The sequence below is a fragment of the Phormidesmis sp. 146-33 genome, assembly GCF_052939515.1.
Genome location: NZ_JBJPHU010000112.1, coordinates 1 through 22,527 on the forward strand (window position 1 = coordinate 1; position 22,527 = coordinate 22,527).

Below are 22,527 nucleotides of genomic sequence, written 5' to 3' on the forward strand. Positions count from 1 at the left end.
GGATGAGGGATGAGGGATGAGGGATGAGGGATGAGGGATGAGGGATGAGGGATGGAGTCGCGTTTTTAGTCTTCGGTCTTCGGTCTTTTGTCTTCGGTCTTCTGTACGACATGCGAGAGGGATGAAAAATGAAAAGATATTTTAGGTTGTTGAGATTGTTTTGGAGTACGGCGATCGCCGCTGAGTTAGAGTATCGGGCCAACTTTGCGATCGCTTCCCTCACTAGCCTGGGTGGGTTGGCAGGTAGTTTGTTTGGGCTGTTTTTGTTTTATCGGACGGGCTACACATTTCAGGGGTGGCGATGGGAAGAAGCGCTGATTGTGCTGGGAATCTTCACCATGCTAGAAGGCTTTTCGGGGACGTTTTTGGCTCCTAACTTAAATCGCATCGTCAAGCATGTACAACAGGGAACGCTGGATTTTGTCCTGCTCAAACCCGTTAGCTCACAGTTTTGGTTATCGGCTCATACGATTTCACCCTGGGGATTGCCCGATCTGATTTTTGGAGCGATCGTCGTTTTCTACGCAGGTAATCAATTAGGGGTGAGTCTTTCTGCTTACTTAACGAGTCTGATACCATTGGCGTTCGGGTTAACGATTTTATACAGTTTGTGGTTTATGTTGGGTGCAACGAGCATTTGGTTTGTCAAAATTTATAATGTGACAGAAGTGCTGCGAGGATTGCTAGAAGCGGGACGGTTTCCAATGGCCGCCTACCCCGTTGCCTATCGATTTTTCTTTACCTTTCTAGTTCCTGTAGCGTTCTTGACCACACTTCCCGCCGAAGCCATGTTAGGAAGAGTCCAAATCGGCTGGACGATCGCCGCCGCCCTTTTAGCCACTGCCCTATTCATCGCCGCCTCATTCTTCTGGCGCTTTGCTCTCCGCTTCTACACTAGCGCCTCCAGCTAACCCCTCACGCCTCCTCGCGCAGCAGATTACCCCCCAAGGGGGAACAGATCATCAAAGTTCTCCCTCATCACTCCAAAATGTCACCGTCGCCCATCATCGGAATCACCACCCATAGCCGCAACGAAGCCGGAGAACTGTGCCTACCCGGAACTTATGTCGATGCGGTGCAACTGGCAGGCGGATCGCCCATTTTGTTGCCGCCCAATCAGCCTGACCAGATTCTCAACATTTTGGATGGACTGATTTTTACAGGGGGCGGTGATATCAATCCTGCTCTCTATGGCGGCGAGGCGCATCCGACAATTTATGCCGTCGATCCCGATCGCGATGAATTTGAGTTGGCGCTGGCAAAAGTCGCCCTGACCACCCAGATCCCAATTTTGGGAATTTGTCGCGGAATGCAGGTGCTAAATGTGGCAACGGGTGGCGATCTGGTGCCCCATGTACCCGACGTTTATGGAGACGCGATCGCGCATCGGCTTGATCATCCTCGTCGCCCCACTCAGCATGATGTACAAGTTTTTTCAGACAGTCGGCTGGCTCAGATTTTGGAAACCAAAGCTTTGACGATCGTCACCTGGCATCATCAGGCGGTTCGCACCTTTTCAGCCGATTGGCGACTGGCGGCCCAAGCGTCTGATGGACTCGTCGAAGCCTTGGAGCATCAGTATCATCCCTGGGCGATCGGCCTCCAGTGGCATCCCGAAATGTCAGCCCAAGACCCCGCCCATTTGAAGCTGTTTCAGGCATTGGTCAAAGCAGCCAGAAGGTAGATTTTTGGGAAGGCTAGCCCTAATTCAAATATTCTGATATTCTGACAGGCTGCATCGGATCAATGAAAAGATTTTCAACGATTGGTCACACGATCGTCATTTCTGAGCGTTAAATTGAACCACTCAGCCCCCGTTTTTCTATGATCGAAGTCGAACATCTCAGCAAACTCTATGGATCAACGCCTGCGATCGCCGATGTCACGTTCTCAGTGGAGCCAGGAGAAATTTTGGGCTTTTTGGGCCCCAATGGAGCCGGAAAAACGACGACGATGAGAATTTTGTCGGGCTATCTTCCGGCGACTCAAGGAACGGCGAAAGTTGCTGGATTTGAGGTTCACGAAGACTCGATGGCCGTCCGGCAGCGGATTGGATATTTGCCCGAAACGCCGCCTCTGTACCCGGATATGACGGTCGAAGGCTACCTGAATTTTGTGGCGCAAATCAAAGGAGTCAACGCGGGCGATCGCCCCACTCGCATTCAATCCGCTCTAGAGCGCTGCACTCTGCTCGAAAAGCGCAAGACAATCATTCGCAAGCTGTCTAAGGGATTTCGGCAACGGGTCGGGATTGCTCAAGCGATCGTGCATGATCCCCCAGTGATTATTTTGGACGAGCCGACGGTCGGACTTGATCCCCGACAGATTATTGAAGTTCGCAATCTGATCAAAAATTTGGCAGGCGATCACACGGTCATTTTATCGACCCACATTTTGCCCGAAGTTAGTATGACCTGTAGCCGGGTTGCCATTATCAATCGGGGGCAGGTCGTCGCCACCAACACGCCCGAAAATCTGATGACACAACTGATGGGGCGATCGGGCTATGAGCTAGAGGTTGAAGGCGACTGGGCGGACGTGCAGCGCTGTCTACAATCGGTGGTTGGAGTCAAGTCTGTGGAAACGATCGGGACGTTAAGCACCCGTCTCAAAGTCAAAGTGGTGTCTGATTCAGAAACAGAATTGGGGCGAGATTTGGCGGCGGCCCTGGTCGGTCATCATCTCGGACTCTATGAAATGCGGCGAGTGCAAGCCAGTTTAGAAACCGTATTTTTGCAGCTAACGACTGAGGAGAAGCCTTTAGATCAGCCTGAAACCGATCCGTTAGACTCTGAGGACGAAGTATGAACACGATCGCCTACAATTTTTTGGCCATTTATCGTCGCGAGTTACAGAGCTATTTTGCGTCCCCGCTGGCTTATGCGATCGCTGCCATTTTTTGGCTATTGGCTGGCATTCTATTCACCGCGACGCTAGACGGCATTATTCAACAAACGGCCGCCTATGATTTGCAGGCTCAGTCAGGGTTTCAGCTTCCGGCTGTGGATGCGCCTTATGAATTCATTCGAGCATTCCTCGGTCTGATGGGGTCGCTGTCGCTGTTTGTGTTGCCGCTGTTGTCAATGGGATTGTACGCCGAAGAACGTAAGCGTGGCACGTTGGAATTATTGGCCACTTCACCCATTACAAATTGGGCCGTTGCAGTTGGTAAATTGTTAGGCGTGTTGACGTTCTTTATTACGATGTCGCTGCCGTTGCTATTGTATGAAGCGATCGCGCTCAGTAGTGTCAATCCTCCCGTTCAATTTAGTGTGTTGCTGTTGGGTCATGCTGGCTTGATCTTATTAGCTGCCGCAGTGCTGTCATTGGGAATGTTTATTTCTTCGCTTACAGATAGTACAATTCTCGCGGCGATATTCACGTTTGCGTTGGTGTTGTCGCTCTGGATCGTCGATGTCGCGGCTAAAAGTTTGGGTGGCGCTTTTGGGGATGCGCTATTGCATTTGTCATTATTAAAGCATTACACCAATTTGATCCAGGGTATTGTCGATACGAGTAGTTTAGTGTTGTTTGCCAGCTACATTTTATTGGGGATTTTTCTGACAGCCCAATCGATCGATGCCTTACGATTTCAGCGTTCCTGACTTTTAAGAAGCCCCTTTTATGAAAACCATCAAGCGCCTCAAGCCTCTCAAATACTTGTTTTGGCTCGGTCTGTTTCTCACCGTGATGGGCATTTCTGCGGGAATCGTCTCAGGCACCTGGGGCGCGATTCCGTTGGGGCTGGTGATTGGGGGAGTCGCGATCGTGGGGCTGTGGCTGATTTTTTTGGGACGACTCGAAGACTCGCTTCAGCCAAAATTTTGGAGCCGTCGATCGACCCAATCTGGCACAAACGCGCTGGTGGGGTCGATCGCCATTCTCTTGATTTTGGGGCTGACCAATTTTCTCGCAGTGCGCCACTCCACCCGCATCGACCTGACCGAATCAAAACTCTTCACCCTCGCCCCCGAAACACAGCAGGTTCTAAAGGATCTCAAACAGGGCATCAAAGTCTATGTGTTTGACAATCAGCAAAATCCTCAAGACCGCGATCTGTTAGAAAACTATCAGCGCAAAAATCCTCAATTTAGTTTTGCTTACGTCGATCCAGAAGCCAACCCCGGATTAGCCGAAACCTTTGGCATCAAAAATTCGGGCGAAAACCGCGATGTGTATCTGGAGCTTCAGCCCACCCAACGCAGACAATTTCTGCAAAACGTCAATTCTCAACTTCGTCTGTCAGAAAGCAAGCTGACGAGCGGCATTGTGCAAATCACCAGCGATCGCCGCGCCAAGGTTTACTTTATTCAGGGACATGGAGAACGATCGCTCACCGGAGAAGGCGGCATTTCTCAAGGGGTGAAGGCGCTCGAAGACAAGAACTTTTTTAGCACTCCGCTCAATCTCGTCCAGGCGGGTAAAGTGCCTGCGGATGCAACCGTTGTGGTGATGGCTGGCCCGACTCGTGCCTTGTTAGATGCCGAAGTAAGCGCGATCGAAACTTACCTCAATCAAGGCGGCAATCTGCTGGTCATGGTCGATCCTAAAAACAAATCTGGATTGGAAAGTTTGCTCAATCAGTGGGGCGTAAAGCTGGACGATCGCATTGCTATCAATGGCTCCGATCGCCAGGTCAAAGGCTGGGGCGTGACGGGCATGGTCGTCGATCAGTATGGCACTCACCCGATCACTCAAGATTTTCGCAACGGCATTTCACTCTATCCTCTAGCGCGTCCTTTAGAAATCACAACTGTTTCAGGAGTACAAGCCACTCCCTTACTGTTAACCGACCCCAAAAGCTGGGCAGAAAGTGACCTCAAAGAACAACCCCCCAAATTGAATGGGGGCGATCGACCTGGCCCGCTTGCTCTGGGAGCGGCCTTTACTCGATCGGTGTCCTCAACTGCTTCACGCGCTCAGTCTCGACTCGTTGTTTTTGGCAACTCCAGCTTTGTCAACGACAGCCTGTTTGGACAACAACTCAATGGTGATGTCTTCCTCAACTCGGTGCGCTGGCTCAGTCAACAAGATGAGCAACCTTTATCGATTCGTCCCAAAGATGTCAAAAATCGCCGCATTGTCTTGACTATCGAGCAGGCAAACGTGTTGGGATTCATCGCTTTGGCAGCCGTTCCATTATTGGGATTGGGGAGTGCTGGTTTTATTTGGTGGCGACGGCGGTAGGGGTGTGACCCTGTGACAGAATCTACCAGGAAAGGGGTAACTTAAGGAGGGTTATTGGGTGAGTCGATTGGAAGATGCTAGTGTGTCCTCCTGACACCGATACTAACCCCTACAGTTAACGTTGCCTTTTGTTGCGGGTGGTCAGTTATGTCAGCAGAGTTTCAAGAACTAGAAGCCTTGGCACAAGAAGACTTTGACTGGGGACAATCCACTTTCCCCGCCCAAATTGAGCAGTTCCGAGATGCCACGCTCGAAGAAGTGGTGGATCTGCTAGATGAAGCGGTCGAAGTACATCGCCGTCTAGCGCCTACCTTGCCGACTCATTTATTACAAAGTGCCCGTCAAGAAGTTGAGTTTCTCACCACGGTCTGCCGTCAGAGATTTGGCTATCCGCTGTCCGTCCTTTCTCAATACAGCAGATCTTAGGATCATAGACTCAATCAATAGATTCAACCAATCCAGCGAATGCAGTTCGCTTCGCAAATGTCTTCGGCGGCTCTGAGAACCTGACTTCATGGGTTAAAATGCTCTCCGAGTCAGTGAAGGCAGACTTCCGTTCTGATAGGTGCGGTTTGAACGACCAGCCAAAATTACGGGTGATTAAATCCCCGATTCTGAGAATCTTAGAAGGGTTTAAAATCTGTAAACTACATAACGCTGCGCTCGATCGTCGGATTTACCCTAGAGAATAGACCCACAGACGTTCTATTTGCGATCGCGTCTGCCTATTATCTATGCCACTGATCAATCGAGTCTCTCAACCCGAAACCGAAACCCGCACCCGCATTCTCAAATCAGCGTTAAAGTTGTTTGCCAAACATGGCTACGATGGCACCACCACTCGCGATTTGGCCGAACACGCAGGCGTAGCAGAAGGAACGCTGTTTCGGCACTTTAGCAACAAAAAAGCGATTTTGGTCGAGGTGGCGACGCAGGGATGGATTGACATTCTCACTGACCTGCTGACCGAGTTGAGCGAGATGGGCAGCTACAAAGCGGTAGCTCAAGTGATGCGGCGACGAATGCTCAACCTGCATAAGAATGCTGACATGCTCAAGGTTTGCTTTATGGAGGCGCAGTTTCATCCCGATTTGCGCGATCGCATTCAGATTGAGGTGATCGAGAAAATGACCGATGTTGCCGAAGCGTTTTTTCAGACCGCGATGGATCAAGGCATTTACCGTCCAATGAATCCAAAATTAGTTGCACGAGTGTTTTTGGGCATGTTTGCGGTCGCCGGATTTAGCCAAGACACGATCATGGGCCCCGATAGCTCTCCGGCTGAAATGCAAGAAATGGCAGAAGGGTTGGCTGAGATCTTTTTGAATGGCGTTCTTGTGAAAGGGTGAGGAGTAAGGGGTGACCGATCGCTTGATTCCTCGAATGCTCCCCTAAATCTTTCGCTAATAAGGGACTTTGAACCAGAAATCTTGTCTTATAGTCCCCCAGAATTGGCAGCTTAGGGGGCAGAAGCTCTCCACATCGAAGCGAAAGAACTGCATCAAATTGATGTCAATTTAAACCTCCGCATTCCCCATGTGCCAACTGCTCGGAATGAACTGCAACGTGCCGACTGACATCTGCTTTTCGTTTGAGGGATTTTGTGCGCGGGGCGGCAAGACTGATGAACACCGAGACGGCTGGGGAATTGCCTTCTTTGAAGGGGCGGGCTGTCGAGTATTTTTGGATGTGAATCCGTCGATCGAGTCTCCGATCGCCCAGCTAGTCCGTCACTATCCGATTCACTCAAAGCATGTGATTGCTCACATTCGCAAAGCTACGTTTGGCGGATTGGCCCTCGAAAACTGTCATCCCTTTCAGCGCGAACTTTGGGGACGCTATTGGGCGTTTGCTCACAATGGAGACTTACTCAATTTTTATCCTGAGAATGCTGGATACTACCGTCCCGTCGGTCAGACCGATAGCGAACGGGCGTTTTGCCTGATTTTGGAAACGTTGCGGCAAACATTTCCTGATGGCAAACCAGACTTAAATCAGCTACGGCACACTTTACAAGAGATTACGAACACGATCGCCACCCACGGTACTTTCAATTATCTACTGTCGGATGGAGAGCATTTTTTTGCCCACTGTTCCACAAAGCTTTGCTACATCGTGCGTCAGGCTCCTTTTGCGGCGGCGCATTTGATCGATGAAGATGTCACCGTCGATTTTCAGGAATTGACTCAGATCAGCGATCGCGTTGCGGTCATTGCCACTACTCCCCTTACCGATAACGAAATTTGGACGACGATCGCACCCGGTGAACTGCTCGTCTTTCGAGATGGCTGTCCAGAAAGCGTCAATTTTTGAGCTTCAGAGGCCAGTCTGAGGATAATTCCCACATTCCCGACCGACAAACAGGAATTCTTCTTGCTTTTTCTCAGATTCATCGGTAGGATTTATGATCAGTATCAAATACGGTTACTTGACCAGCAAGCCGTAGATTTCAGGAGAGCGCGCAATGAAGAACTGGCGGTTTAAATTCAATTCGTTGAAAAGCATCATTTCGTGGTTTGTGGTGGGTGTGACGCTCAGTTTTGCGATCGCCGCTTGTGGAAGCAACACGGCTTCGACTTCGACCAGCCCAGGCGGGGGAGCTAGTCCGGTTTCTGACCAAAAGAAAGACATCGAATTGACGCTGGTGGCTTATGCGGTTCCCAAGGCGGCCCACGATGCGATTATTCCTAGGTTTGTTGAGCAGTGGAAAAAAGAAAAAGGTCAGACCGTTATTTTTAGACAAAGCTATGGCGGATCGGGGTCACAAACACGAGCGATCGTCGATGGTCTAGAAGCCGATATCACTCACCTGGCACTGGCCGCCGACACCCTAAAGCTGGTGAAAGCGGGACTTGTCAACCCAGACTGGAATACAAAAGTTCCCAATGATGGCATCGTCGCCAAGTCGGTAGCGGCAATCATTACTCGCGAAGGCAATCCCAAAAATATCAAAACCTTCAACGATTTAACGCGAGATGACGTGAAGTGGGTAACCGCAAATCCCAAAACTTCGGGGGGAGCGCGCTGGAACTTTTTGGCTCTGTGGAATGCGGCAATCAAGTCAGGGAGCGACGAAGCTAAGGCAACTGAATTTGTCACCAAAGCCTTCAAAAATGTGGCGGTCTTAGCCAAAGATGCCCGCGAATCAACCGATGCTTTTGCCAAACAGGGACAGGGCGATGCCTTGATCAACTACGAAAATGAAGTAATTTTGGCTCAATCGAAGGGCGAAAAACTAGAATACGTGGTGCCAGAGGTGAACATCTCGATCGACACTCCTCTCGCCGTTGTGGACAAAAATGTAGACAAACATGGCACACGAGAAGTCGCCGAAGCCTTTGCCAAATTTATGTTTACTCCCGAATCGCAGGCGGAGTTTGTCAAGCTAGGATTCAGACCAACGGATGAAGCTTCTGCTAAACAAAAAGAAAACGTGGACAAATTTCCCCCAGTGAAGACGTTGGCCACCATCAAAGACTACGGCGGATGGGATCAAGTCCAGACAAAATTCTTTGAGGACGGTGCAGTGTTTGACAAGATCGAAGCAGGCAAGTAGGAGGGATGAGGGTTGCAATTCTACTGCGATCGCTCCTTGCCACTCATCCACTCTCCTCTCAATCTTCTCCTATCTCAATCTTCTCCTTCTTCTCCTAGTAAGACATTGAAGGTTAGGAGACAATTAGGAGACAAAAAACCGAACAACGAAGCAAAAAGTCCCAAGTCCCCGCTCATCCCTCATCCCCAGTTCTCATCCCTCATCCCTAGTTCTCATGACGACCACTGCTCCTCAAATCAATACCTCTCCTCGGAAATCGATCGTTCAGCGACTTTCTCAAGTGCCCTGGACTTGGCGAGTGATGTTGGGCTACTTGTCGGTGATGTTGTTTTTGCCGATCGCCGCCATGTTTCTCAAGGCGGCCACTGAGTCTCCTGCTGAGTTTTGGCGAATTGCGACCAGTCCGATCGCGCTGTCTACCTATGATGTTACCTTCACCACTTCGCTGATTGCGGCTCTAATCAATGGCGTATTTGGGACTTTGCTGGCGTGGGTTTTGGTGCGCTATGACTTTCCGCTAAAACGGATCATTGATGCGTCGGTTGATTTACCATTTGCGTTGCCGACTTCGGTCGCGGGTTTGACGCTGGCAACGATCTATAGTCAAAATGGCTGGGTTGGCTCTCTGGTCGCGCCCTTTGGCATCAAGATCGCCTTTACTCGTCTGGGAGTGGGGGTGGCAATGCTCTTTATCTCGCTGCCCTTTGTCGTGCGGACAGTACAGCCTGTCTTGACAGAAATGGAAAAAGACATTGAGGAAGCAGCTTGGTGTCTGGGAGCCTCACAGCTACAAACTTTTTTGCGCGTTGTGTTGCCGCCGTTGTTGCCGTCTATTCTCACGGGTGTAGCGTTGGGATTCTCTCGTGCAGTCGGTGAGTATGGATCAACTGTAATCATTGCTTCTAACACACCATTCAGAGATCTAATCGCGCCTGTGTTAATTTTTCAGCGACTTGAGCAGTATGACTATTCGGGAGCCACTGTCATTGGAGTGGTCTTACTGATGATCTCGCTGGTGATGTTGTTGGCAATCAATCTTTTGCAAGCTTGGGGTAAGCGATATGGCTAGTGTAGATTCTTCTCTCAGTCCCGCTCGATCGAAGGTGTCTGCTTCAGCTAAGAAAAAAAGCTGGGTGCCGACGATTTTGATTGGGGTGGCGATCGTTTATCTTGCTCTAGTGATTTACATCCCCGCGCTGAATGTGTTTGTTCAAGCCTTTAGTAAGGGCGTGGGGCCGTTTTTTGCAAATCTGGTTCGTCCTGATTTTCAGGTGGCGATTCGATTGACGGTGATGTTGGCGTTGATTGCGGTGCCGTTGAATCTGGTGTTTGGGCTGTGTGCGGCCTGGGCGATCGCGCGTCGGCGGTTTCGGGGTCGGGCCTTTCTTTTGAGCGTGATTGATCTGCCGTTTTCGATTTCGCCTGTCGTGGCTGGTCTGATGATTGTGCTGCTCTATGGGCGCAACGGCTGGTTTGGCGGCTGGCTACAAGCCAATGATTTCAAAATTGTCTTTGCCTTTCCGGGAATGCTTTTGGCTTCGGTGTTTGTGAGTATGCCGTTTGTGGCGCGAGAAGTGATTCCTGTTTTAGAAGAAGTGGGGGCCGATCAAGAAGAAGCCGCGCAAACGTTGGGTGCGAATCAGTGGCAGACCTTTTGGCGGGTGACGTTGCCAAGTATTCGCTGGGGCTTGCTGTATGGGTTGATTCTCACTAATGCTCGTGCGATGGGGGAGTTTGGGGCTGTTTCAGTCGTGTCGGGCAACATTGCGGGCAAAACCCAGAGTTTACCGCTGTATGTAGAAGATGCCTATAAACAATATGAAACTCAGGCGGCTTATTCTGCGGCGGTTTTGCTGGCTTTTTTGGCGGTGGTAACGCTGGTGTTAAAGGAGATTGTAGAACGTAGAACTCGCATTAAGGATCAATAGTCATGGGTACGAAAATCGACGATCGCTTAACCGAAAAACAAATCAGAATCCGCATCCCAAAAGAGTATCATCGTGAACCTGTAATTTCTCGATTGGTCTCTGACTACGGTTTGACCGTGAATATCAAAGGTGCAATTTTGGGCGCAAATGCAGTCGGCGATGGCTGGTTTGATTTAGAACTTCAAGGAACTAATCGCCACATCGAAAGTGCATTGACTTATTTGAATGAACTGGATCTAGAAATCTGGAATAGCAGCGATGCAGACGGTTGGTAATTTTAGAATCATGCTCCTAGATTCGTCACCTCCTCATGCACGAGGGGGTTTTTTAATGTGGATTCAGTGAGAGGGTTCGCTTCCTTGTTCAGAGGCTCCTGCGTCCAATAACGAAGCAAAAAAACTTGATCGCTTCGAGTGACCCGCAAGGGGTTAAATTCACGTCTAGTTAAAAAGATCTCATTCTTAATTCTTTTTGATCAGTGCGACAGCGTTGGTAGTTTTTTTGATTTGCCATACGCTGACCTGTTTAAATAGATGTGTAAAATTACCTAACTTTGTAATCAGACTACTGAAATAGATTCCTTCATTTATATTGACGGCGATCGTCATTCCCACTATTTCAGTTTCTGATCATTCTGTTCTGATCATTCTGTAATGTTGACTTATACTAACTCTGGTTTGATTGGTGCAAGCGTCGCAGTCCTCACAAGCTACTGGACAAAGAATTTGTTATGGACGATCGTACTGGAAATGCTGGCGTTTTTTAGCTGGCAATGGCTGGTGTAAGTAGTTTGTAGAAGATCTCAATCCAGTGAAGAAGATTTCGGAAACCAATTCCTCACTGGACTGAGAGCCGTTGTAAGCAGGTAGATCAGAACGTTATTTACCCAACCAGTCGCTAAGGAGAAGTGGTTGGACTAGCAGTGGGCGAAGCGCCAGCACCAGGAGTCGTTTCGGGCGATGTCGTGGGCGCGATCGTCGGGCTTGTCGTCGGAGAAACCGTAGGACTCACAACAGGCGGCTCAGTGACCGCAGGAGAAGTCGTCGTGCCCCCTGTACCATCCGTTCCGCTGGGCCCACAAGCGCCTAATAGCAGGGTTAATCCCAGGGCTGATGTGAGAATGATATATTTGCGATTCATGACTCCTCTCCGGTAAAGTGCAACATGAAAATTTATGAAATAGGGAGGTGTAAAAACCCATCTCAAACGTGCACTATCCTCAGTGATTGACACTCAATTAGCATCTACCTATGGGGATAGTCATTAAACGTTTAGGAAGATAAATACAACGCACACGATAGGGAAGATTCTACCCTGGATGGCGAGCCGTCAGAATACAAGTTTGTAGATCAGCATTGGTTTTGATTGCTTGAGCGTGAATATGAGTTGGACTAGCTTGATACCCTACAGTTTGTAACGCTTGAATCAGATACGATCGCTTGGGAATATCCAGTTTTCCGCGTCTTCCAATCTCGCCCAACGTGTAGAAATAGGGCGGCAATTCGGCTTCGTCGGCCATCAGTTTGAGAAGATGGGATTGCTCGATCCAATTCCAGGAAGTGGCAAGTTCTGCAAGCTGCTGAAGTTTTTGTGAATGCTGTAAGGCACCTAACCACAGTGGCCCGGTGAGGGTGAGAGTGTGGCGATCGTAAGGACAATTCACCCGTCCCAAATTGCGCCAAAAGACCGTTTGATAGTCTCCGCAGTGATGACAATATCCCAAAAAACCGTAGTTCTGACTGTTGAGTAACGGCTGAGAAATTAAGCGCACCATTAATCGGTAGGTTTCTCCCACAAACAGAGAGAAAATTGGCTCAATGCCAAATCCTTTGGTCGCAGCAACTTGTTGTAAACTGCCGAATAAAATTCTCAAACCTTGCTCATGAATGGCAGGATGAGAACGTGAATAGGAGCCATAAAGTGCCAGACAACTTTCGGGTTCGTGTCCGGTGACGGTGCGGCCGTCTGTGCTAGTTAAATAGAGAAGTCCGCCAATTTTTGTAGCATCAAGACAGGCGCTCAAATAAGAAGCAGGAGATCCAAATCCATCGACATCCACTAAGTCGTAAAAGTCCTGGAGATCGTAACAGTTGAAAAAGATTTTTTTAGCATCCAAACAAGTAATTTGAGCCTGATTTTTAGCAAGGATGGGTTCTAAATTTTGGTGTAAAACAGCGCTGATTTCTGGATTGCCGTCGTTTGTCCAGATCCAATCCGCCTGACTTTCGAGCCAATAGCGAAGCGATCGTACACCTGACCCTGCCATCGCATCCAACACGCGCAACTGACCTGTTTCTTGCTTGTAAATTGCTGCCGCCAAAACGCCCAAGTCTCGCGCAACTTGACCCGACGATCGATAAAAGCTGTTGCCTATTTGAAATCTCGCTTTTCCCTCCGTTTGCCAGTCCATGAGTGTTTTGTTCACGACCTTAGAATTTTACAGACTTCCTTCACCAGACAGAGGGGAATTTTTTCGCCGTCTTCTAAGATTCCCGGAGATGTTGCGGATGTCATGAGTATGAAGGCCCTGTTTCCCTTTCGATCAGCGATCGTCACGATCGTGCTTCTCATTGCGGTGGGAGTGTTGGGCTATACGATCGAGCTTTCTTTTCCGGTCAGGGCACCCAAATTAGAAAATACTTACACGCCCACGATTCAAAAAACGCCGCAGGAAGTTGGCTCGTTTGATGTGTTGGGCAGCGTGGTTTCTAAACGGGAAGCGACTAAACTACTTGAGACAGCCGAAGGACGAGCCAGCCTTGCGCCCGAAAATGGAGCAGTCGAAATTACTCAAGATCTGATCGATTTGGGACGGGATGCGTTTTATCGAGAGACGTTTGGCAATGAGTATTTTTTTACAGATGTGTTGGGCGTGATTGATGGCAAGTTGAATTTGATTTCAATTGGCAAAGCGATCGCGGCTCTCGGCGGCAAACATACGACGAATTTGCAAGTTCCGTTAGATGAAGATGTGACGATCGGCAGTCGCCTTTTTAGAGCGGGAAGCGTGGTGAATACAGGGTTAGACGTTCCCGCAGGGTCGCTAATTCCGTTGGGAATGCAGACCTTTAAGCAAGGTGCAAAAATTCGGGTCGGCATCACCTGTGCAGCCTGTCACGCAGCCGTAGACAAAGACACCGGACGCATTCTAGAAGGTGCCCCCAACAACGATTTGGACACGGGGCTGTTGCAGGCGTTTGCGACTAATTCGGCGGCAATGTTTCGGCAAACGGGCGTAAATCCGACGAAGATTCCGCTGGGCGATCGTACTTACATTAATGCCGCTGGACAAACCGCAAACTTACCCGACGCAAAAGCCGTAGAAGACGCGGTAGACGCTCAGTTAGTCGGGTGGGCCCCCGGAAATTTTGACTCGACGGGCGACAATCACAACAACCCTTCTCAAAATCCGTCTTCTTATACCTTTGAGAGCTACCCCTATGGCTGGAGCGGGTTTTCATCGGTCGGCTGGTTCCACGGATTATCGACGCTGAATAACAACGTTCACGCCACCAATTCTGATCCGACGACAGGATCATATGCCAGTCAACCAATTTTGGGCATCGACAAAGAAACGTATTTAGGCATCATGTTGCAGAATGCCGCCGATCGTCGCTTTCGATTGCCCAATGGCGCAAAACCTTCAGAATTCTTGGTCAAAGGTGACCCGACTCCGGGTAATCCCGCGATGAATGAAGTGATTAAAATGCCGGGTTATCCGAGAGGTTCAATTTTTATCGTCGATGGCTTGATGGCAAATTCTCCAGGCTATCCGGTGGGTCAACAAATCAACGCCATGTCCGCTTATCAAAATACCTTAGCGCCCCCGCCGACTGAGACGCGCGATCGAACGGCCCTACAACGAGGGGCGGCTGTTTTTGAGAAAGCAAATTGCGCTCAATGTCACAGCGGTCGTTATTTCACCAATCATTCAGTCATCGGGGCCAGCGAAATCAAGTCTCAACCCTCTCGCGCCGCCGCTCTCAAACAGTTTCCCAAAACCTTTATTTCACCAGAAACTTATCCGCCCAATACACCTGTCCCGGTTCCGCCCGATCCGCCTGTGTTAGCGGTGCCGATCGACATTACTCCACAAAGCGATCGTGATTTATCCTACGCAGTGGGCAATGAGGGCGGTTATAAAGTACCTAATTTAATTGGACTTTCGGTAACGGCTCCTTACTTACATGATGGGGGAGTGGCTGCAAGTCAAGATGCGATCTCTTTGAGTAACCCGCAAGGGGTCGAGTTGTCGAGCAATCAATTCGTTGTCTCTAACCCCGATCATATGGGCATAGCAGGAACCTCAATGCAGGGGATCTTACCCGATCCGGCGGCGAGTTTGCGGGTGTTAGTCGATCGCACGCTTCGGCAAGTAGCAGTGAATGCCAATCGCAAAAATCGTGACCTACAAATCGACGAAATTGACGGCAGCGGACACGAATACTGGATTGATCCGCAAGCAGGTTTTACAACGCAGGAGCAAACAGATCTGATTCAATTTTTACTGTCGATCGATGACGATCCTGCAATACTTCCGAAATCAGTATCAACAACAGAATAATTGAGGAACGATCATTAGATTGTAATACTGCTGCCGCAAACAGTAATTGCTGAAAACTTCACATCACAGGAGGCCCAAATGGCACTGTCACAAGCATTCCTAAAGTGGGAACAAGCCACTCGACAAAGCGCACGCTAGGAAGAACAGGACAGCGATCGCTCATTCGTCTCCTTTTAGAACAGCGAATTAAACCGCTTTCTCAAGCCCAGAGCGATCGCATTTCCTCCCTAAATTTGGATCAACTTCAGAGGTTAGCGATCGCCCTTCTCAATTTCTCAAGCGTGAGTGATTTAGAAACCTGGCTCAGCGATGATCAAGCCGATTAAGCCTTTCTACCTAAAAGCACATAGAGAAAAACCTCTAAACTTCTCAGTAGACCTGTAACTTCCTCAAAAGCCTGTTGTCTGGTTACAGGTGCCAGCGTCGCCGGATCGACCGGCCTAATTTGTAGCCACCGCTCTATCAGAGACTCGATCGTCTGTACGCCTTCCCAGAGCGGTAACAAACAGGCTGCTTGACTGCCTTCCAAAATGATGGGCGTGATCGAGGAAGTCGGAATATATTTTGAAATCTCAAAGGGGTGGTGCTGCTTGAGTGACTCCAACAAATCGGCTTTGATGCGATCGCTGCTCAAAACTGGATGCAACTGAATCTCGGCATTTTGCCAATCATACGCTTCCCACTCAGAAACAGGCAGCGTCAAAGTTGGCTCAGTGGGATGAGTACACCAAAAATCTAAAAGCCGATGCACGGGATGAAACAATTCAAACAATCGCAACTGTTGGGGTAGAGGAACTTCTGAAAAACTTAACTGCCAAAAAACAGGCAGATCGTCTGGCTCCCTAAACAACTCCATCAAATCCCACTGTCGCCAATTGACCATGCTGAGAAACTCTAAATCAGTGGTTTCCAAAGCGGCAAACATATCGAGAATGGTATAGCCTTTGTCTCCTTGAAGTAGACAATTTAATAAAGTCTCTTCTTTGAGATTGTTTCCTTTTAATAAATCGCCTTCCCAGACTCTTTTCCTGAGTTCGACACTGGGCTTTAGCGCCTTCAAGGTTTCGATCGCAATTTCAATCTCTGAATCTCCAGGCTTAGAATCCATCAAGCCCAATAACTTGAAGACCTTTTGAGCGCGATAAAACCCATATCTTTGAGTCGAGCTATGCAAGTTGCCGCGAATGATTCCTTCCGGCTTTAAAACAGATTTCATTGCTCGCAGAGCCACTTCTGGATCAGGCAAAAGATAGAGAACTTCATCACAGTTAATGTAGTCAAACTCTAACCCTAATGTTGGTAGATCTTCGATCTTCAACACATGAAACTCGGCCTGATCAAATCCATGAAATTGCAGCCGTTGTTTGGCCAAACGAATAGATTCTTCGGATAAGTCAATGCCAACAATTTTTGCGCCTGGATTAGCTTCTGCCAAGATTAGAGAGGCAAAACCAGTCCCACAGCCTGCGTCTAGAATGACTTTTCCTTTTGGGTCGATCGCTGCTTGATGTTTGAGATAGTAAGGCGTGACCAAACTATGGACAAATAGAGAACTGTAATCCTCTTTAGAAGATTGTTCAAGTGGGTTTCTAGGATAGGGAGCGTTATCAAACTGGTGACGGATCTTCTCTAATAATTCGGGTGTTTGTTTGTTCATCTCGATCGCCTCAAAAACTGCTAGTGGGTAGTGGGTCAAGCGTGCCAAAAATCTCTATTTCGATCGCGCTAACAAAACAAATAGACAGTCTTCTAGACCCGTCAGAAGTTGCTTAACTTGCTCAGAGGCTTCCTGCTTGGTCACAGGCTCAAATGCTGCATTCAACGGTTTAAACTTGAGCCAATATTCCACTAATGTTGTAAACGGCTGCTCCTTTTTCCACAGGGGTAATAGACAAGCGATCGCACCAGAATCCATCATAAATCTCGTCTTTGTGGCTTTAGGAACATAGCGAGTGATTTCAAACGGCTGCTGCTGGGAAACGGACTCCACTAGCTGTTCTTTGATGTGCGAAGTTTTTAGAACAGGATGGAGATGAACGGTTGTCGTTTGCCAATCTAGATCAGTCCACTCAGAAAGAGGCAGCTTAGGATGTGACATATTAATATGACCACACAAAAAGTCTAGTAGTCGATGCTCAGGTTGAATCAGTTCAATGATTTCTAAGCGCTGCTCGATCGACAACTCCGGCAGTTTGTTTTTCCAAAAGTCAGGCAATTTGTCTGGATCTTGGAAGAGAGACAAGATATCCCACTGTTGCCAGTTTGCCATGTTGATAAACTCTAGATCGGCTGCCTTGATAGCGCTGAACATGTCAGAAATGGTATAGCCGCGATCGCCCAACAAAAGATAATTAACCAAAACTCTCTGTTTAGCTTCTGAAGAGTTTTGTGCATACAATTCAGGCTTGTAAATCATTGTCTTTAAGTTGACTTGATCTTTGAGAGCCTGCATGGTTTCTATTGCAATTTCAACCTCCATATCATCTGGCGTTCCATCCATCAAGCCCATGATTCCAAACGCTTCTTGAGCGCGAAAGAAGCCAAACCTTTGAATCAGACTATGTAAATTGGCGCGAATCATTCCATTGGGCTTGAGGACAGATCTCATGACTTCTAAACCTGCTTTCATGTCAGGCAGAAGGTAGAGAACTTCATCACAATTAATATAGTCAAACTTTAATCCTAGCTGTGGCAGATCATAGATAGAAAGTGCATGAAATGCTGCGTCATCAAATCCATAAAACTGTAAGCGTTTGTGAGCCAGATCTACAGATTCTTCGGACAGATCAATTCCTACAATTTTTGCGCCTGGGTTTGCTTCTGCCAAAATTAAGGACTTATAGCCGCTCCCACATCCTGCATCTAAAATAACTTTATCCGTTGTGTCAACGACGCTTTGATCTCTCAAGTAATAAGCCGTAACCAAACTGTGAAAGAAAAGCGATTGGTAGTTTTGCTTAGGTGATTCCTCCAGGGGCGTATTGGGATAAGGAACGTTGTTGTACTGCTGACGGATTTTTTCTAGTAGTTCGATGTCCTGATCCTTCATCTGGCTGTCTCCTGTGGGGCTTCAAAAAGCATAATACTCGTGGATTGATCGACTGGGGGCGAGTTTATACGGACGATCGCTCCTCTAAAATTCAAGTCCACATTAGAGTACCCACAGAACTTACTGAGATAAAGCAGCCTGCCGACCAATTTTCAGGGAGGTTACAGCAGCCTTGCTCTAGCTAAATTACTGATTTGACAAGGTGAACCCATAAAAGAGGCATGAAGTCTGCCCTCACATGCGCGAAACCACGGAGCTTTTAAGCCTGGTATTACTCAGGTGCCCCTTGAGCAATTGCCCCAAAGTTTTAAACAAAATGCTCAAGAAGTATCACAAAATATAAGAAAGCATCATTTGTTTCAGTTCATTGTCAGTCGCTAGTTTCTCTATTCCTTGACCAGGGTGAGAGCAGTTGAATGATGCTATACTATCCGTAGTCGTTATGAGTTTGTATTAAGCTATGGCAAACCCAACCGTAGAAAATTTGGTCATTATTGGCTCTGGCCCAGCAGGATATACGGCAGCCATTTACGCAGGTCGTGCAAACTTGAAGCCTGTCATGTTTGAGGGCTTTGAGGCGGGAGGGCTGCCAGGCGGACAGTTGATGACGACGACCGAAGTCGAAAATTTCCCAGGCTTTCCAGAAGGCATCACGGGGCCCCAACTGATGGATCAGATGAAGGCTCAAGCCATCCGCTGGGGCACTGAGATGCACATGGAAGATGTGACCTTTGTCGATTTTAGTCAGCGTCCGTTTACGATTCGCTCAGAAGAACGCGAAGTCAAAGCCCACAGCGTTGTGATTGCCACAGGTGCCACAGCTAGACGGCTTGGGCTACCCTGCGAAGAACAGTTTTGGAGTCGAGGCATTTCAGCCTGCGCGATTTGTGATGGGGCGACTCCTTTGTTTCGAGGCGCGACGCTGGTAGTGGTAGGTGGCGGAGACACAGCCGCAGAAGAGTCAATTTATCTAACCAAGTACGGCGATCGCGTCAACATGCTAATCCGAACGGACAAAATGCGGGCGAGCAAAGCCATGCAGGATCGGGTGTTGAGTAATCCTAGAATCACCGTCCACTGGAATACCGAACCTATCGACGTAGTGGGCAACGATGAACATATGACGGGCGTAAAAGTCAGAGACACCAAGACGGGCGAAGAAAGCGTGATTGACGCAAAAGGACTGTTTTATGCGATCGGTCACAAGCCCAACACGGCTCTGTTTGCAGGACAGCTAGAACTGGATGAAGTCGGCTATATCGTCACCAAACACGGGTCAGTCGAAACCAGTGTCGAAGGCGTTTTTGCGGCTGGAGACGTTCAAGACCACGAATTTCGGCAAGCCATTACAGCAGCAGGAACAGGCTGCATGGCGGCCATGTTGGCAGAACGCTGGCTCTCATTCAACAACTTGGCGCAAGAATTTAGCCAAACCGAGAAGCCGATCGAAGAAGTTCCTCATGCAGAAATCGAGATTCCCGTGACGACTGAGGTGAATGTTGCGGCAACTCGACATGCAGGCGGCTTTGCGCTACGGAAGCTTTACCATGAGAGCGATCGTTTGATTATGGTCAAATACGTGTCTCCTAACTGCGGCCCGTGCCACACTTTGAAGCCAATTCTGAACAAGGTCGTCGATGAATTTGATGGCAGAATTCACTTCATCGAAATCGACATCGACCAAGACCCCGACATCGCTGAATCAGCAGGCGTGATGGGCACTCCTACGATTCAATTCTTCAAAAATAAGGGGATGGTTGCCGAAGTCAAAGGCGTTAAGCAAAAGAGCCAATATCGCGAATTGATTGAGAGCAATCTTTAGGAGGGAGAACTTCGACGATCTGTTCCCCCGTTGGGGGTAATCCGCTTTGCGATGAGGGATGAAAGAGGATTTTGGGTCTTCGGGGTCGATTGTTTAGCAATGCTGAACTTTGAGTTTGAGTTGAAGTCCTCTAAGATTGTCTTCTAAACTCATCCTTCCTCCCTCATGGCTCTGAATCTCCCTCGATCTCTCCGAGTTACCCGCAAGGGGTCGTCTTTCCTTAATTTCTCTGAGCGTCCTAGCCTGTCGTTAAAAATGATGCGGGTGGGGGCGCTTTTGACGTTGATTTTTGTGAGTATTGCGCTGCTAGCTCCGCTGTTTCAAATGATGGGAGCGCTGCAAAGTCCAACTGAGTTTTTAGATAATTCCCCTCACGATTCGCCTTCGATCAGTCACTGGTTTGGGACGACGAGTTTGGGCTATGACGTGTTTTCGCGGACGCTGTTTGGAAGTCAGGCTGCGCTTCAGGTGGTGATATTGGCGACGGCCCTGAGTTTGATCATTGGCGTTCCGTTGGGCATGGTGAGCGGCTACCTGGGTGGACGGCTCGATCGCTTCCTCCTCTTCATCATGGATACGATCTACACACTGCCGGGATTGTTGCTTTCGGTGACGCTGGCCTTTGTCGTAGGGCGGGGGGTTTTGAATGCGGCGATCGCCCTCAGTATTGCCTACGTTCCTCAATATTATCGAGTCGTTCGTAATCAGACGATCAGTGTCAAGACAGAGTTGTTTGTCGAAGCGGCTCAAGCAATGGGAGCTTCCACTTGGCGAGTCCTTTCTCGATACTTATTTCTGAATGTAATTCAGAGTGTCCCTGTCTTATTTACCCTGAATGCGGCGGATGCCATTCTCACATTGGGCGGTTTGGGGTTTCTAGGGTTAGGACTGCCAGATGACGTTGCCGAATGGGGACACGATCTGAGACAAGCATTGGATGCCCTCTCAACTGGGGGAATCTGGTGGACGGCGCTCTTTCCGGGGTTGGCGATGACGCTGATGGTGATCGGACTGTCGCTTTTGGGTGAAGGGTTAAACGAATTGACCGATCGCCAAAAAAGATAAGTCCTGTAAGTTCTTCGTTTGAGCACGCTTCTAAAAAACAAAAGCGAGTCACCCAGTCTATCCTGAGAAAACTCGCTCTCTATCATTATGATCAAATCGTTGCGGTCTAAAAACAGTGTTGATGCCCACCGAAATAGAAGCTAAGACTAGCCTCTCTTCTACTCCAGCAGGCACCACGTTGTGGGCTAACTGCCCATAAATGATAGAGAACTTAACCCTAGCCAACACCCTGACTCACCGAAGGAATTAGGAGTTAGTCGTTTGAGTTGCCAAAAGCTGCTTGAGCTTCTCAAGGTCTTGTGCCCAGCGGGGATCGGGCTGGATTGAGTCTGGGTCAGAAGCGGCGGGGGCTGTGCGACGAGTTTTGCTGTTGTTGCCGCCACCACTGCCACCTTTGCGACGACCGCCTGCCACAGGCGCAGCGCCCACAGGAGCGCTTACCACAGCACCCTCGGTGTCTTCACCTTTCTCTTTGGCGCGAGGTAAGGCCTTCTCAATTTTGATGACATTCTCTTTAACTTGAAAGCCATTGAACTTTTCGATTAATTCATCAGCAAGTTCATCAGTTTTGACCGTGACGAAGCCAAATCCGCGACATTTTCCGGTCTTACGATCGGTAATAATCTTGGCAGACGCATTGTCACCTGCTTCAGCAAAAACAGCTTCGAGTTCTTGCCGGGTTAGATCTTCGGGCAAATTGCCGACATACAAACGAATGGACATAATGGACACCTCCAGACTTGATCCTAATACACTTGCGTTGAGAGCGTTGACTTAATGTTGGCTGAGGACGGGCTAGACAGACATCTTAGAAACCACCAGGCTCTTCCCCTCACCAACCAGAGCGATCGCTCGTTGCCAGACAGTCTCAGGGTCGGGCTGACGATCGCTGGTAAGGAGACGACGAAATTTGGTCAGTGCTGGAGGGTCGAGGTTTAGCATCTTAACTGCTTCCTCGGATGTTCTTGCCATTCATTAAGGTACCATGCAGGCTCGCGCTCAGGGGGGCTAATTGGTAGATTTCAGCCTTTTGTTCTAGCTCTAGCGTCGCAATCAACGGTCTGTCTCGAGGTTTTTCTATCCAAAAGTAGACAATAAAAACCAGCCTTGGTTTGGCTGGCCAGCTTGTTGTGTTGGAAGGAAAAAACTGATACCAAGACCATCAAACCAAACGATCGCAAGAGACAGGATTGAGCCATGCCTGGAAGTATCAGCCCTCTTGTTAAGAAATGTAATACCTTTGTGAAAGAAACGCAACTATTCTTTACATTCCAACTTTGTCTTGAGTCACTACTAGCATCCCAGCCCTCTAAAGGTCATTTGAGCGCTTTTTAATATTTGTTGTCATCCCTGTCA

Annotated in this window: 22 protein-coding genes and 1 pseudogene; 17 read left to right on the forward strand and 6 right to left on the reverse strand. The window is 48.7% G+C overall.

All coding sequences use genetic code 11. The annotated features are described in order from the left end of the window. Positions 1 to 128: 128 nt before the first annotated feature. From ACJ2PR_RS28825 to ACJ2PR_RS28885, 13 genes and pseudogenes are all read left to right on the forward strand, one after another. Positions 129 to 911, forward strand: a complete 783-nt coding sequence (locus ACJ2PR_RS28825) for an ABC transporter permease (RefSeq protein WP_446856790.1) — start codon at positions 129 to 131, stop codon at positions 909 to 911. A 77-nt stretch (positions 912 to 988) separates the two neighbouring features. Next, entirely contained in the window at positions 989 to 1,684 is a 696-nt protein-coding gene (locus tag ACJ2PR_RS28830; protein WP_446879553.1) for a gamma-glutamyl-gamma-aminobutyrate hydrolase family protein, read from the forward strand. A 140-nt stretch (positions 1,685 to 1,824) separates the two neighbouring features. After that, complete coding sequence (locus ACJ2PR_RS28835; protein ID WP_446879554.1) at positions 1,825 to 2,808, forward strand: ABC transporter ATP-binding protein; 984 nt, start codon at positions 1,825 to 1,827, stop codon at positions 2,806 to 2,808. Beyond that, complete coding sequence (locus ACJ2PR_RS28840; protein WP_446879555.1) at positions 2,805 to 3,605, forward strand: ABC transporter permease; 801 nt, start codon at positions 2,805 to 2,807, stop codon at positions 3,603 to 3,605. Before ACJ2PR_RS28835 ends, ACJ2PR_RS28840 begins: the two co-directional genes overlap by 4 nt. Before the next feature lie 19 nt (positions 3,606 to 3,624). Next, a complete protein-coding gene (locus tag ACJ2PR_RS28845) occupies positions 3,625 to 5,187 on the forward strand; it encodes a GldG family protein (RefSeq protein ID WP_446879556.1) in 1,563 nt (520 codons plus the stop codon). A 147-nt stretch (positions 5,188 to 5,334) separates the two neighbouring features. Then, positions 5,335 to 5,613, forward strand: a complete 279-nt coding sequence (locus ACJ2PR_RS28850; RefSeq protein ID WP_446866494.1) for a hypothetical protein — start codon at positions 5,335 to 5,337, stop codon at positions 5,611 to 5,613. A 308-nt stretch (positions 5,614 to 5,921) separates the two neighbouring features. Then, the gene (locus ACJ2PR_RS28855) at positions 5,922 to 6,536 is read left to right on the forward strand and encodes a TetR/AcrR family transcriptional regulator (protein ID WP_446866493.1); all 615 of its coding nucleotides are present in this window, start codon (positions 5,922 to 5,924) and stop codon (positions 6,534 to 6,536) included. Between the two features lie 187 nt (positions 6,537 to 6,723). Beyond that, complete coding sequence (locus ACJ2PR_RS28860; protein ID WP_446879557.1) at positions 6,724 to 7,500, forward strand: class II glutamine amidotransferase; 777 nt, start codon at positions 6,724 to 6,726, stop codon at positions 7,498 to 7,500. Between the two features lie 151 nt (positions 7,501 to 7,651). Next, positions 7,652 to 8,743 (forward strand): sulfate ABC transporter substrate-binding protein, encoded by a 1,092-nt coding sequence (locus ACJ2PR_RS28865; RefSeq protein WP_446879558.1) that lies wholly within the window; start codon positions 7,652 to 7,654, stop codon positions 8,741 to 8,743. Positions 8,744 to 8,957: 214 nt separating this feature from the next. After that, the gene (gene cysT / locus ACJ2PR_RS28870) at positions 8,958 to 9,812 is read left to right on the forward strand and encodes a sulfate ABC transporter permease subunit CysT (protein WP_446856801.1); all 855 of its coding nucleotides are present in this window, start codon (positions 8,958 to 8,960) and stop codon (positions 9,810 to 9,812) included. Continuing rightward, on the forward strand, positions 9,805 to 10,671 hold the full coding sequence (cysW, locus tag ACJ2PR_RS28875) for a sulfate ABC transporter permease subunit CysW (protein ID WP_446866490.1): 867 nt from the start codon (positions 9,805 to 9,807) through the stop codon (positions 10,669 to 10,671). Before cysT ends, cysW begins: the two co-directional genes overlap by 8 nt. A gap of 2 nt (positions 10,672 to 10,673) precedes the next feature. After that, a complete protein-coding gene (locus tag ACJ2PR_RS28880) occupies positions 10,674 to 10,946 on the forward strand; it encodes an NIL domain-containing protein (protein WP_446856803.1) in 273 nt (90 codons plus the stop codon). Positions 10,947 to 11,321: 375 nt separating this feature from the next. After that, positions 11,322 to 11,456: pseudogene (locus tag ACJ2PR_RS28885) on the forward strand (hypothetical protein); the annotation flags it as partial. A gap of 112 nt (positions 11,457 to 11,568) precedes the next feature. Here the strand turns inward: ACJ2PR_RS28885 and ACJ2PR_RS28890 are convergent. After that, positions 11,569 to 11,811, reverse strand: coding sequence for a hypothetical protein (locus ACJ2PR_RS28890; RefSeq protein ID WP_446879559.1), 243 nt, complete (start codon positions 11,809 to 11,811; stop codon positions 11,569 to 11,571). 169 nt (positions 11,812 to 11,980) lie between these two features. Further along, positions 11,981 to 13,096 carry a tRNA (guanine-N1)-methyltransferase gene (locus ACJ2PR_RS28895; RefSeq protein ID WP_446879560.1) on the reverse strand — a complete coding sequence of 372 codons (1,116 nt, stop codon included), beginning with the start codon at positions 13,094 to 13,096 and terminating at the stop codon, positions 11,981 to 11,983. Between the two features lie 87 nt (positions 13,097 to 13,183). Between ACJ2PR_RS28895 and ACJ2PR_RS28900 the strand changes: the two genes are divergently transcribed. Then, on the forward strand, positions 13,184 to 15,235 hold the full coding sequence (locus ACJ2PR_RS28900) for a hypothetical protein (RefSeq protein WP_446879561.1): 2,052 nt from the start codon (positions 13,184 to 13,186) through the stop codon (positions 15,233 to 15,235). Between the two features lie 104 nt (positions 15,236 to 15,339). Next, positions 15,340 to 15,561 (forward strand): DUF4351 domain-containing protein, encoded by a 222-nt coding sequence (locus ACJ2PR_RS28905; protein WP_446879562.1) that lies wholly within the window; start codon positions 15,340 to 15,342, stop codon positions 15,559 to 15,561. Here ACJ2PR_RS28905 and ACJ2PR_RS28910 read toward each other — a convergent pair. Both ACJ2PR_RS28910 and ACJ2PR_RS28915 read right to left on the reverse strand, forming a co-directional pair. After that, complete coding sequence (locus tag ACJ2PR_RS28910; protein ID WP_446879563.1) at positions 15,558 to 16,940, reverse strand: class I SAM-dependent methyltransferase; 1,383 nt, start codon at positions 16,938 to 16,940, stop codon at positions 15,558 to 15,560. The two genes, ACJ2PR_RS28905 and ACJ2PR_RS28910, sit on opposite strands and share 4 nt — an antisense overlap. A gap of 6 nt (positions 16,941 to 16,946) precedes the next feature. Then, positions 16,947 to 18,284 carry a class I SAM-dependent methyltransferase gene (locus ACJ2PR_RS28915; RefSeq protein WP_446879564.1) on the reverse strand — a complete coding sequence of 446 codons (1,338 nt, stop codon included), beginning with the start codon at positions 18,282 to 18,284 and terminating at the stop codon, positions 16,947 to 16,949. Between the two features lie 460 nt (positions 18,285 to 18,744). On the opposite strand from ACJ2PR_RS28915, the gene trxB reads away from it, so the two are divergent. Both trxB and ACJ2PR_RS28925 read left to right on the forward strand, forming a co-directional pair. Further along, positions 18,745 to 20,106, forward strand: coding sequence for a thioredoxin-disulfide reductase (gene trxB / locus ACJ2PR_RS28920; protein ID WP_446879565.1), 1,362 nt, complete (start codon positions 18,745 to 18,747; stop codon positions 20,104 to 20,106). Between the two features lie 165 nt (positions 20,107 to 20,271). Next, positions 20,272 to 21,171, forward strand: coding sequence for an ABC transporter permease (locus ACJ2PR_RS28925; protein WP_446879566.1), 900 nt, complete (start codon positions 20,272 to 20,274; stop codon positions 21,169 to 21,171). 246 nt (positions 21,172 to 21,417) lie between these two features. Here the strand turns inward: ACJ2PR_RS28925 and ACJ2PR_RS28930 are convergent, their stop codons facing one another. Together ACJ2PR_RS28930 and ACJ2PR_RS28935 are read right to left on the reverse strand one after the other, a co-directional pair. Further along, positions 21,418 to 21,894, reverse strand: a complete 477-nt coding sequence (locus ACJ2PR_RS28930) for an RNA recognition motif domain-containing protein (RefSeq protein ID WP_446879567.1) — start codon at positions 21,892 to 21,894, stop codon at positions 21,418 to 21,420. A 72-nt stretch (positions 21,895 to 21,966) separates the two neighbouring features. After that, positions 21,967 to 22,113, reverse strand: a complete 147-nt coding sequence (locus ACJ2PR_RS28935; protein WP_446856813.1) for a hypothetical protein — start codon at positions 22,111 to 22,113, stop codon at positions 21,967 to 21,969. Positions 22,114 to 22,527: the final 414 nt, after the last annotated feature.